Annotated in this window: 11 protein-coding genes; 9 read left to right on the top strand and 2 right to left on the bottom strand. The window is 28.3% G+C overall.

Annotated elements, in window-relative coordinates; genetic code table 11:
* The coding region (locus G534_RS08530) for a transposase (RefSeq protein ID WP_169513547.1) at positions 1–274 on the bottom strand (274 nt) is incomplete at its 3' end.
* 121 nt (positions 275–395) lie between these two features.
* Positions 396–2,405, bottom strand: a complete 2,010-nt coding sequence (locus G534_RS0104220) for an alpha-amylase family glycosyl hydrolase (protein WP_027348020.1) — start codon at positions 2,403–2,405, stop codon at positions 396–398.
* Between the two features lie 148 nt (positions 2,406–2,553).
* Here G534_RS0104220 and G534_RS0104215 point away from each other — a divergent pair, with 148 nt between their 5' ends.
* The 9 genes from G534_RS0104215 (at position 2,554) to clpX (ending at position 11,725) form a co-directional block, all read left to right on the top strand.
* On the top strand, positions 2,554–2,880 hold the full coding sequence (locus G534_RS0104215) for a cyclic-di-AMP receptor (RefSeq protein WP_027348019.1): 327 nt from the start codon (positions 2,554–2,556) through the stop codon (positions 2,878–2,880).
* Positions 2,880–3,656, top strand: a complete 777-nt coding sequence (locus G534_RS08410; RefSeq protein WP_051177418.1) for a hypothetical protein — start codon at positions 2,880–2,882, stop codon at positions 3,654–3,656. The genes G534_RS0104215 and G534_RS08410 overlap by 1 nt, the downstream gene beginning before the upstream one ends.
* Positions 3,657–3,658: 2 nt before the next feature.
* A complete protein-coding gene (gene rsmI / locus G534_RS0104205; protein ID WP_027348018.1) occupies positions 3,659–4,462 on the top strand; it encodes a 16S rRNA (cytidine(1402)-2'-O)-methyltransferase in 804 nt (267 codons plus the stop codon).
* 94 nt (positions 4,463–4,556) lie between these two features.
* Positions 4,557–5,900, top strand: coding sequence for a phosphoglucosamine mutase (gene glmM / locus G534_RS0104200; protein WP_027348017.1), 1,344 nt, complete (start codon positions 4,557–4,559; stop codon positions 5,898–5,900).
* Positions 5,901–5,912: 12 nt separating this feature from the next.
* Positions 5,913–6,746, top strand: coding sequence for a DegV family protein (locus G534_RS0104195; RefSeq protein WP_027348016.1), 834 nt, complete (start codon positions 5,913–5,915; stop codon positions 6,744–6,746).
* 1 nt (position 6,747) lies between these two features.
* Positions 6,748–8,403: an ABC transporter substrate-binding protein gene (locus tag G534_RS0104190; protein ID WP_027348015.1), complete on the top strand. Its 1,656-nt coding sequence runs from the start codon at positions 6,748–6,750 to the stop codon at positions 8,401–8,403.
* A gap of 49 nt (positions 8,404–8,452) precedes the next feature.
* On the top strand, positions 8,453–9,784 hold the full coding sequence (tig, locus tag G534_RS0104185; protein ID WP_027348014.1) for a trigger factor: 1,332 nt from the start codon (positions 8,453–8,455) through the stop codon (positions 9,782–9,784).
* Positions 9,785–9,917: 133 nt separating this feature from the next.
* A complete protein-coding gene (clpP, locus tag G534_RS0104180) occupies positions 9,918–10,508 on the top strand; it encodes an ATP-dependent Clp endopeptidase proteolytic subunit ClpP (RefSeq protein WP_027348013.1) in 591 nt (196 codons plus the stop codon).
* On the top strand, positions 10,508–11,725 hold the full coding sequence (gene clpX, locus G534_RS0104175; RefSeq protein ID WP_027348012.1) for an ATP-dependent Clp protease ATP-binding subunit ClpX: 1,218 nt from the start codon (positions 10,508–10,510) through the stop codon (positions 11,723–11,725). Before clpP ends, clpX begins: the two co-directional genes overlap by 1 nt.
* Positions 11,726–11,751 lie beyond the last annotated feature (26 nt).

Below are 11,751 nucleotides of genomic sequence, written 5' to 3'. Positions count from 1 at the left end.
TTTCAATATCTCTTGATGAAAATATTTTTTCTGAATAACAAAATATTAGAATTTGAAGCATTGTTAGAGGGTTAACTTTAGGTTTTCTGCCAAAATGTGAGTAGACTTGATGAAGTTTAGATAAATCCATCCTTTCAATGATATTTTTTACAAGCCTTAACTTTACATCATCTTGAACATACACATCTATGTTAAAATTTAACTTTAATTGAATCGTATCGTTAATTAGTGTAGAATTAATGAGTAACGATGTAGGTTTATTAATGTTTTCCATACTTACATTGTACCAAAAAAAGACGAGGACTTTTTAAGTTTCTCGTCTTTTTTGTGATTGGGACTTATGCAACAGCCCCTTTATTTTTTATTTTTTAATTATATAATGAAAATATATTTAACTACTCATCAATTTTTTTTAACACAAGCATTGTTCTACTTGGGAGATATATATTTATATTGAAAGGATGGTCAGTTCCATATACTTTTTTAGCTTCATATACATAATCGTTTGAAATTCTATCTAGTCCTCCATAGCGACTATTGTCACTGTCAAATACTACTTTATAATTTCCTTTTTCATCTATTGGTATTGATAGACTTTCGTATGATCTTGTTGGATGGAAATTATATATAAAATATAAATCTCCTCTTTTGAATTCTAATAATTTAAATTCATTGTGTAACATCATAAGCATTGGATAATGATTGAATAAATCATTATCTTGTGAAAAATGCACGCTTTCTTTGTTAAATTGATTTAACCATTTGTACTTTAAGTTTTCATCATCTACTAGATGCCATTGTCTTCTTGCATAGTAGAATGACCAGTTATTTCTCTCTGATGGGAAGTCTATCCATTCTGGATGCCCAAATTCATTTCCCATAAAGTTTAGATATCCATTTGATGCAAGATTCATAGTTGCTGAAGTTATCAATTTATGGAGAGCTATTGCTCTATGGATAATATATGATTGATTATCAATTTGCATATTCCAATATATCTCTGAATCAGTCAGCTTGAACATAATTGTTTTATCGCCAACTAGAGCTTGATCGTGACTTTCAGCATATGAAATAGTCTTTTCATCTGGCCTTTTTGTGGTTAATTCGTGCCACATCCAATTCATATTCCAATCATGGTCATCTAAATCTAATTGTTTTGCCCAGAAATCAGGAGCTCCCATATTAAATCTATAGTCAAATCCCATTCCCCCATCTTCTATTGGAGCAGCAAGTCCTGGCATACCAGATACATCTTCTGCAATAGTAATTGAATTAGGGTTTATTTCCTTAATTAATTCATTTGCAAGTGTTAGATAAACACAGGCATCCATATCAGTATTTAATGAGAAATAGTCATGATATGAAGTGAATGCTTTTCCAAGACCATGATCTAGATATAGCATAGAAGTTATTCCATCAAATCTAAATCCATCAAATTTATATTCAGTAAGCCAATAATTTAGATTAGAAAGTAAGAATTTTATTACATCATTTTTACCATAGTCAAAAACCTTTGAATCCCAAGCTGAATGATGCCCTCTTGCTCCAGAATGGAAAAGTTGATAGTCAGTTCCGTCATAATTATTAACACCTTCATTTACATTTGTAGCAGCATGAGAATGAACTATGTCCATTAATACGGCTATTCCAAGTTCATGAGCTTTATCTATTAATTTCTTTAGATTTTCGGTATCACCAAACCAATGAGATGCTGCAAAGAAGTTAGTTACATGATATCCAAATGAACCATAGTATGCATGTGAAGCAATTGCCATTATTTGAATAGCATTGTAACCAAGTTCTTTTATTCTAGGAAGTATATCAAGAAATTCTTCATAACTTCCGATATCTTCTTTTTCTTGAGCGATACCTATATGAGTTTCGTAAATATATGGTTTGAAATCTTTATCTAATTTAAAACTGTTCTTAAATTTATAAGCATTTGTTGTATTTTCTATAATTCCATAAAAGTCATAAACACCATTGTCATTTACATCTTGACTTACTTTATGGATAAACATAGGGACTTTATATACATCTACACCATCTTTACGGATAACGGTTTTGACTCTTGAATTATGTTCTAATGTTTTATGTCCATTTATTTGAACTTCAAAATCACCTTTTTCATTTCTTTTGAGAGGAAGTAATTCCCAATTATTAAAGTCTCCACTTAGGAAAACTTCATCTGCATTTGGGGCCCATTCTCTATATACAAAACCTTGTCTATTTCTATGAAAACCGTAGTAATCATGGAAATTAGCAATACTTTTTAACTTTCTCTTATTGTTGAGAAGTTCAGATTTTTTTTCTTTATATCTATTGATTCTTAGATAAATATCATCCTTAAAATCCATAAGATAGGGATCTTCTAAAAAAATTTTTAATTCTTTTTTCTTTTCCATTAAATCCTCCCATTTTTAAATGAGTAATAAACTATTAATTGTATTTTATCACATAATAAAGTATATTTCCTTATGTGGAAAAAAAAACGAAATCATTATATAATAAAATTAAGAATAAGAAAGAAATTAAAATAAATCTGGAGGAATCATGAAATTAGTAATAGCTATAGTTCAAGATAATGATGTTAATTTACTTATGGATGATTTAGTAGAAAATGAATTTTCAGTAACTAAATTATCAACAACTGGTGGATTTTTAAGAGAAGGAAATACAACTCTTTTACTTGGGGTAGAAGAAGATAGATTACAAACAGCAATTGATTTAATTGAAAAGAATGGAAAGAAAAGAAAAGCTACAACTACATTCCTAAATTCAAGTGTCCAAGGATCCATGTTTAACTCTTTACCAGTGGAAATAGAAGTTGGTGGAGCAACAGTATTTGTTCTTGAGATTGATCAATTTTACAAATTATAATGTTAAATAAAATTTTAAGTAAACAAATTGAAAATAAAGAAGTATTTCACTCATATATATTTGAGGGAGATGCCGAAAAAGTGTTTGAGCAATATGAAACTTTTACAAAACTTCTTCTAAACACTAGTGTGGATATCACTAATTTATTAGAAGTAATTTCATCTGATACCAATAATATAAGCATTGAAGAAATAAGAAAACTCAATAAAATGGTATATGAAAGACCTTCTGAGTTTGAGTACAATGTATATATTATCGAAGATGCACATAAGATGAGAGAAGAAGCACAGAATGCTTTATTGAAAACTTTGGAAGATTTACCAAGCTATTCAATAGTAATCATGACAACTAACAATAGATATAAACTTTTAAATACTATTATTTCAAGAAGTCAGGTAATTACTATATCTAGTCAATATGAAATAGATTTTCAATCATATGAATGGAATAATTTATATAAAATTTTAACAAGTGCTTTAGAAAAAAGATATTATATGATTAATAAAGAAAGACAAAGCATCAAAGAATTAAGTGATAATAAAATAGAAGTGCTTCATATGCTAACAAAGTTGTTTACTGATGCGTATTTTAAAGAAAAAGAAGATAATATTAAATATAATCAAATTGTAGAGAAATTATCTACAATTAAAAGTATTTATTTAGAAGAAATATTGTTAAGAATAGAGCAAATTAAGGAATTGACTAAAGTCAATGTAAATTTTCAGCTTGCTTTAGAAGATCTAATATTTCTTATAATTAAAGCATATCAGGAGTAGAAATGATTTATTTTGTAGCTACACCTATTGGTAATTTAGAGGATATTACATTAAGATCACTAAGAGTTTTAAAAGAATCAGATATAATATATTGCGAAGATACTAGAAATACAAAAAGATTGCTAGATCACTATGATATAGAAGGAAAACTTTATTCATATCATAAATTTAATGAACAAAAAAGAGTAGATGAAATAATTAATCTTTCATATGATAATGATATTTCGATAGTGTCTGATGCTGGAATGCCAGGAATATCAGATCCAGGTAATATATTAGTAAAAGCGATGATTGAAAATAATATTCCATATACTGTTCTTCCAGGAGCTACTGCATTTGCAACAGCTTTAGTATTATCTGGTTTTGATAATAGTGAGTTTACCTTTTTAGGATTTTTACCAAGCAAGTCAAGTGATAGAAAAAAAATATTAGAAAATATGAAAAAAATTAGCAATACTTTAATATTTTATGAATCACCACACAGGATTATCAAGACTTTGGAAGATATTAGCTTGACTATGCCCGATAGAAAAGTTGCGGTAATAAGGGAAATTTCTAAGATTTATGAAGATGTAAAAATATTTAAATCTTCAGAGTATAAAGATGAAGAAATAGTAGAAAAAGGTGAAATAGTAGTTTTACTTGATAGATTTGAAGAGGAAATAATAATTTCAGACGATTTCATAAAAGATAAACTAGAAGAATTAAAAAAAGAGGGCATGCTTAATAAAATGGCAGTAAAACAAGTGTCTAAAGAATTAGAAATAAGTAAAAATAGAGTATATGAAATTTCATTAAAAATTTAAGGGTAGGAGATTAGTTTTCTAATTTCTTACTTTTTTTTATATATAATACGATTATGATATAATGTAAAATATATAAAAACATCTAGGAGATAGTATGAAATATTTCGGTACAGATGGCTTCAGAGGGGAAGCTAATGTTGAATTAACAGTTAATCATGCATTTAAAATTGGAAGATTTTTAGGAAATTATTTCAAAAAAAATAATGAAGAATCAAGAATATTAATAGGTAAAGATACAAGAAGATCAAGTTATATGCTAGAATCAGCTCTAGCTGCGGGAATCACATCAAGTGGAAGTGACGCATACTTATTACATGTTACAACTACACCAAGTGTTTCATATATTGCAAGAACTGAAAACTTTGATTGTGGAATTATGATTTCTGCTAGCCATAATCCATATTATGACAATGGAATAAAGATTTTAGATGGTCAAGGATACAAACTTGAAGAATCAGTTTTAGAAGAACTTGAAGAATATATTGATAGTGTAGAAGATACAATTCCTCTAGCAAAAGATGAAGAAATAGGTAGAACAGTAGATTATATATTAGGAAGAAATAGATATATAGCTTATTTATCAACAGTAGTTACAAAATCTTTTAAGGATATTAAAATCTTAGTCGATGCGGCAAATGGTGCAGCTTATCAGATTTCAAAAAATATATTTGATATTTTAGGTGCTGATGTTGAAATGATGAATAATAAACCAGATGGATTCAATATAAATCTAAATGCTGGTTCTACTCATATTGAAAATTTATCTCAAAAAGTTAAAGAAGGAAACTATGATTTAGGAATAGCATACGATGGAGACGCAGATAGATGTCTTGCGGTTGATGAAAAAGGAAATATCATTACTGGAGATCATATCATATATATATTTGCAAAAATGCTTAAAGAAAACAATGAACTAAATAAAAATACAGCAGTTACAACTGTAATGTCAAACTTGGGATTATATAAGGCTTTTGATAGAGAAGGAATTGATTATATTAAGACCCAAGTAGGCGATAAATATGTTTCAGAAGAAATTAAAAACCATGGTTATAGCGTAGGTGGAGAACAATCCGGACATATCATATTTACAAAGTATGCAACAACTGGAGACGGTGTGTTGACTTCATTAAAGTTAATTGAAGCTATGGTTAAACAAAAAATGCCATTATCTCTTATGCTTAAAGATTTAGTGATATTTCCACAAGAGCTTAAAAATATAAGAGTAAAGGATAAAAATACGGTATTACATGATGAGGATATTCAAAAAGCTATAGAAAATATTAGTGAAGAGCTTGGAGACAGTGGTAGAATATTAGTTAGACCTTCAGGGACAGAGCCACTTATTAGAATTATGGTTGAAGCAGAAACAGAAGAAATATGTAACAAATATATTGATATTGTAAGCAAAATTATAGAAGATAAAAGCTATGCAGAATAACAGGAGGAATTTATGACTAGAATTATAGTAGTAGATTCATGTGCTGAATTTAATGAAGAAATGCTTCTTCAAAACAATACAAAGAGAGTCCCTTTTTTCATAGATGTAAATGGAAAGTATTTAATGGCTGATCCAGAAATGGATATTGATTCATTAATTAATGATCTTAAAGAGACAAAGGAAGTCACAAAATCTGCAGCACCGACACCAGATTCATTTTATGAAGCTGGAAAAGGATATGATGAAGTTTTTTATGTAACTATAAGCTCAAAATTATCTACAACATATAACAATGCATATATTGCTAAAACTATGTTAGAAGAAGATAACCCAAATGTTAAAGTGCATGTATTCGATTCTAAATCTGCGGCTTGTGGGGAAACTCTTTTAGTTGAAATGATTCAAAAAGGAATAAAAGAAAATGAAACATTTGAAAAAATAGTTTCAGATGTAGAAGTGAAAATTAGTGATATTCAGACGGTTTTTGTACTTGAAGATATAAGTACACTAGTAAAGAATGGAAGAGTTTCTAAAATTAAAGGCTTCTTAGCTTCAAAACTATCTATTTTCCCAATTTCTGTTGGAGTAGATGGAGAGATAGATGTAAGACATCAAGCAAGAGGGGTTAAAAATGCATTAATTAAAACTGTAGATACAATAAGCGAAGTTTCAAATTTATTTAGTGATAAAACTTTATATATAACACATGTTAAAAATGAAGACAGAGCAAAAATTTTGAAAGATATGGCTCTTGTAAAATATGATTTTAAAGATGTTAAAATTTTTGAAGCTACCGGTTTATCAACAATATATGCAAATAAAAATGGTTTAATAATGGCGTTTTAGGATGAAAAAGATAAAAAAAGTATATATTTTATTATTTTTAATAATAGTATTTGCCTTGGTAATGAATTTTGTTCCAAATAAAAAACAGCCATATAATAAAAATGAAAATTATATAGTTAATCCGCATAAAGTTACAGGAACAGACGTGCTGAGGATTGCTGTTCCAAAAGATAGTAATCCATTGAATCCTTTTTTCAGTGAATCAAGTAAAATTTCATCAGTTACTAGATTATTACACTCTTCATTACTATATAAGGATGAAAATAATAATATAAAAAATGATCTTGCTAAAGACTATTGGTATGAAGATGGTGGAAAAACTATAGCCGTAATAATTAGAGATGATATTAAATTTCCGAGTGGAAAAAGGCTAGATGCCTATGATGTAAAGAGAATATTTGAAATTTTAGCTGATCCTAGTTATGAAGGTAAGTATTCTTCATATGTTGATAATGTCGAGGGCTATTATCTTTATAAGTTAAATAAAACAAGTAATTTAGAAGGTATAGAGGTTTTAGGAAATAATTTTATAAAATTTAAGTTCAATGTAATAGACTTTTCAAATGTAAATTCACTTACATTTCCTATAGTAGAAGTTCCAGAAGATGTTTACAAATATAATGATATGGGTAATCTAAAGAAGTATGAATTTATTGATGGTCTTGGATTGTTTAATGTAACTTCAATAAAAGATAACAAGATAATTCTTGAACTTAAAACCGAAAATAATGATATAAAGGTGAAAAAATTTGAATTTGACTTTTTAGATGCTTCAAATGCTGTAAATCAGTACAAAAATGGGCAGGTAGATATTGTTTATGGATTTGCTAAGAATGAAAAAATCTTTTCAGGAATAGATGAAAGAACAATGCAATATTCATACACTATAAACTATCAGTCAGGTTATTACTATTTACTAGGATTTAATCAGAATAGTAAATTGTTTGGAAAAGCTAAGTATAGAAGATCACTTAGAGATAGCATTGATATTGAAAAGACTATTGAAGCAAATTATCCAAAAGGAATGTTTGATTTTTCAGATATACCAGTATTCAATCATTCTTGGTTTAATGAAGAAAAAATAGGATATAAAAAAGAAGAGAATCTCTTTGATTTAATAGCTCGTAATAGAGAAAGTTTAGACCATATATTTGATGGAGAAAAGATAAATCTTAAATTAATAGCTTTAGAAGAAGATGATTTTTTCAAGAATATCGCTCAAGAATTAAAAGAACAAATTGAGAATGAATTTATTAATTTAGAAATCATGTATCTATCAAGCAAGGATATGTACAAAGCATTAAATGGAGAGATGGAGTTTGATTTATTTGTATCGCAAAGATTTTTTGATGATCTACCAAATCAAGTTCTACAAGAAAGATATCCTGTTGAAAAAGAATATAATATCAACACTCAGGCAAAGAATAGCTTTTTCTATATATTAAAAATGATAAAAGAAAATAATAAAGATAAAGATATTCAAATTATGACAAGACAGTGGAAAGAAAATTTCTATATCACAGCACCATATATAGTGCTTGCTACAGAAAATACAAGTAATATAATTAATAATCGAGTTAAAAATATGTACATTAATGAATTCGTAGGAATTGATTATATTGGAAATCTTAAAAAAATAGAGTTAATAGATGAGTAATTATGTGCTATAATATATAAGCGCAAAAAATAGATAATTTGGAGGAGAAATGGCAAAATTAGTGTCACATGAAAATAATAAGGCAGTATTTACAGAAATAGTACCATATGCAGACTTTAAGGAAAGTTTAAAGACAGCATACAATCAAAATAAACATAGATTTAATATACATGGTTTTAGAAAAGGAAAAGCTCCTAGAGCAATTATTGAAGCAAACTATGGTAAAGATGTATTTTGGAATGATGCATTAGATTTATTATTACCTGATATGTATGAAAAAGCTATCGAAGAATTAAAACTAGAACCAGTTTCAAGACCAAAAGTAGATGTTGAAGAAATGATTGAAGAAGGAAAAGACATCGAAGTTAAATTTGAAGTTGAAACTTACCCAGATATTGGACTTGCAGATTATTCAAATATTGAAGTTGAAGAATTATCTAATGAAGTAGATGAAGAAATATTAGATGCAAGAATCCAAGAAGAAATCGAAAAAAATAAAGTAATAAAACCAGTTGAAAGAGAAATTCAAGTTGGAGATTTAGTAAATATTGATTTTGAAGGATTCAAAGATGAAGTTGCTTTCGAAGGCGGAAAAGCTGAGTCTTATGAATTAAAAATTGGATCAAAAACATTTATTCCAGGATTCGAAGAAGGTTTAATAGGAAAAACTAAAGGTGAAGAAGTAGATTTAGATATTACATTCCCAGAAGACTATCAAGCAGAAGATCTAAAAGGTCAAGATGTAGTATTTAAGGTGAAAATAAATGAAGTAACAGAAGAAATATTCCCAGAATTTGATGATGATTTTGTAATGGACGTATCTGAATTTGATACAGTTGATGAATATAAAAATTCATTAAGAGAAGAGTTACAAGAAAGATTAGAAGAAAATAATAAGATTAAATTAGAAAATGAAGTTTTGGATGAAGTTGTTAAGAGAACAGAATTTGATGTTCCTGAAGCTATGGTTGAGACTCAATTACATGATGAATTACATGAATATGAGCATCAATTAAGCCATATGGGACTAGATATGAAGACATATTTAGAAATTACAAATTCAACAGAAGAAGACTTAAAAGATCAATTAAGAGAAAGAGCATTAAATAAAGTTAAGATGCAAGTTATATTAGATAAACTTGTAGAAGAAAACGATTATGAAGTTTCTGAAGAAGAAATTGAAAAAGAATATGATGATGCTATGAAGCAATATGGTAGAGAAGGCGATGAAGAGTTCAAGAAATTATTGAAAGCTCAAGCTGATGAAGACCAAGTAAAACAAGTAATTCAAAGAAGAAAAGCAATTGACGCTTTAGTAGAAAATGCAGTATTTGTTGAAAAGAAAGAAGAAGTAGAAGAAGAATCTACTGATAAAGAATAAAATAATTAGGGTATAGATTATTTACCGTGAAAGAAGGATTGGGAAATTTATATAATTTCCCATTCTGTTTTATTCATATTTTCAACAAAAATATAATATATGATTAAACTAATATAAAATCAAGGAGGTAAATATGCCATTAGTACCAACAGTAATAGAGACTACAAATAGAGGCGAAAGAGCATTTGATATTTATTCAAGATTATTAAAAGAAAGAATTATATTTGTAACTGGTGAAATAAATGATCAAATGGCAGATATAATTGTTGCACAATTATTATTTTTAGAATTTGAGGATCCAGAAAAGGATATACAGTTGTATATAAACTCACCAGGGGGTTCTGTAACGGCTGGTCTTGCTATTTACGATACAATGAATTATATAAAACCAGATGTATCAACAATAGTTATAGGACAAGCAGCTTCAATGGGGGCTATTTTATTAACAGCTGGAGCAAAAGGTAAGAGATATTCATTACCAAATGCAAATATATTAATTCATCAACCACTTGGTGGAGCTCAAGGTCAAGCTACAGAAATTCATATAGTTGCAGAACAAATATTAAAGATAAGAGATAGATTAAATAAAATTTTAGTAGATACAACTGGACAAGATGTTGAAACTATAGTTCGTGACACAGAACGTGATAAATATATGACTGCACAAGAAGCTCTAAAATATGGATTAGTTGATAAAGTAATTGAAAACCATAAGGAGATTTAATGTCAGATATCATGGATATAGAAAAAACCTATTGTTCATTTTGTGGAAAATCTGGAGAAGATGTAAATAGAATTATTGCAGGACCAAACAATGTATTTATCTGTAATGAATGTATAGATTTATGTAAAGAAATATTGGACGAAGAAGAGGAGTTTATAAACGATATAAAATTAGATAAAGTTCCAATACCAAAAGAAATAAAATCTTTTTTAGATGAATATATTATTGAACAAGATAAGGCGAAAAAAACACTAGCTGTTGCGGTGTACAATCACTACAAAAGAATAAAACATCATAAAGAAACAGAGACAGAGATTCAAAAATCAAACATTCTTTTAATAGGACCAACAGGTTCAGGTAAGACTTTACTTGCTCAAACACTAGCAAAAACTTTAGATGTTCCATTTGCGATAGCTGATGCAACATCACTTACAGAAGCGGGTTATGTTGGTGAAGATGTTGAGAATGTAATATTGAAACTTGTTCAAGCTGCAAATTATGATATCGAAAAAGCACAAAAAGGTATAATTTATATTGATGAAATAGATAAAATCACAAGAAAAGCTGAAAATGTTTCTATTACTAGAGACGTAAGTGGAGAAGGTGTACAACAAGCGCTTTTAAAACTTATAGAAGGAACAGTTGCGAATATTCCGCCAAAAGGTGGAAGAAAACACCCAAGTCAAGAGTATATCCAGGTTGACACAACAAATATACTTTTTATAGTGGGTGGAGCTTTTGAAGGAATTGACGATGTAATTGAAGCTAGAACCGATGAAAAAACATTAGGTTTTGGAGCTAATATAGAAAAAAATAAATTGTCATTGTCAGAAAAATTATCTAAAATTTTACCGCAAGATTTGATGAAATACGGAATGATACCTGAATTTATAGGACGTATTCCAATAATTGTTACACTAGATGAATTGAATGAAAAAGCTTTAGTAAAAATTCTTACTGAGCCAAAGAATGCATTAATTAAACAATATAAAGAATTATTTAGTCTTGATAATGTTGAGTTAATATTTGAAGAAGGTTCAATTGAAGAAATAGCAAAGCTTGCTATTAAAAGAAAAACTGGAGCTAGAGGACTAAGAGCGATACTGGAAGATAGCTTACTAGATATTATGTATGATTTACCAGGAAATGATAAAATCAAGAAATGCATAGTAAGTGTTGAAACTATTAGAGATAAGAAATCTCCAGTATTAAAATAGGGCTTAGTCCCTTTTTATTAAGGAGA

Origin of the sequence: Helcococcus sueciensis DSM 17243, from assembly GCF_000423145.1 — a bacterium.
Classification (GTDB): Bacteria; Bacillota; Clostridia; order Tissierellales; family Peptoniphilaceae; genus Helcococcus; species Helcococcus sueciensis.
The sequence above is the reverse complement of the archived record's forward strand: the minus strand, read 5'-3'. Positions and strand labels throughout refer to the sequence as shown.

Coding starts and splice junctions, on each gene's coding strand:
- G534_RS0104220 (WP_027348020.1), bottom strand. CDS start 2,405: ATGGAAAAGAAAAAAGAATTAAAAATTTTTTTAGAAGATCCCTATCTT.
- G534_RS0104215 (WP_027348019.1), top strand. CDS start 2,554: ATGAAATTAGTAATAGCTATAGTTCAAGATAATGATGTTAATTTACTT.
- G534_RS08410 (WP_051177418.1), top strand. CDS start 2,880: ATGTTAAATAAAATTTTAAGTAAACAAATTGAAAATAAAGAAGTATTT.
- rsmI (WP_027348018.1), top strand. CDS start 3,659: ATGATTTATTTTGTAGCTACACCTATTGGTAATTTAGAGGATATTACA.
- glmM (WP_027348017.1), top strand. CDS start 4,557: ATGAAATATTTCGGTACAGATGGCTTCAGAGGGGAAGCTAATGTTGAA.
- G534_RS0104195 (WP_027348016.1), top strand. CDS start 5,913: ATGACTAGAATTATAGTAGTAGATTCATGTGCTGAATTTAATGAAGAA.
- G534_RS0104190 (WP_027348015.1), top strand. CDS start 6,748: ATGAAAAAGATAAAAAAAGTATATATTTTATTATTTTTAATAATAGTA.
- tig (WP_027348014.1), top strand. CDS start 8,453: ATGGCAAAATTAGTGTCACATGAAAATAATAAGGCAGTATTTACAGAA.
- clpP (WP_027348013.1), top strand. CDS start 9,918: ATGCCATTAGTACCAACAGTAATAGAGACTACAAATAGAGGCGAAAGA.
- clpX (WP_027348012.1), top strand. CDS start 10,508: ATGTCAGATATCATGGATATAGAAAAAACCTATTGTTCATTTTGTGGA.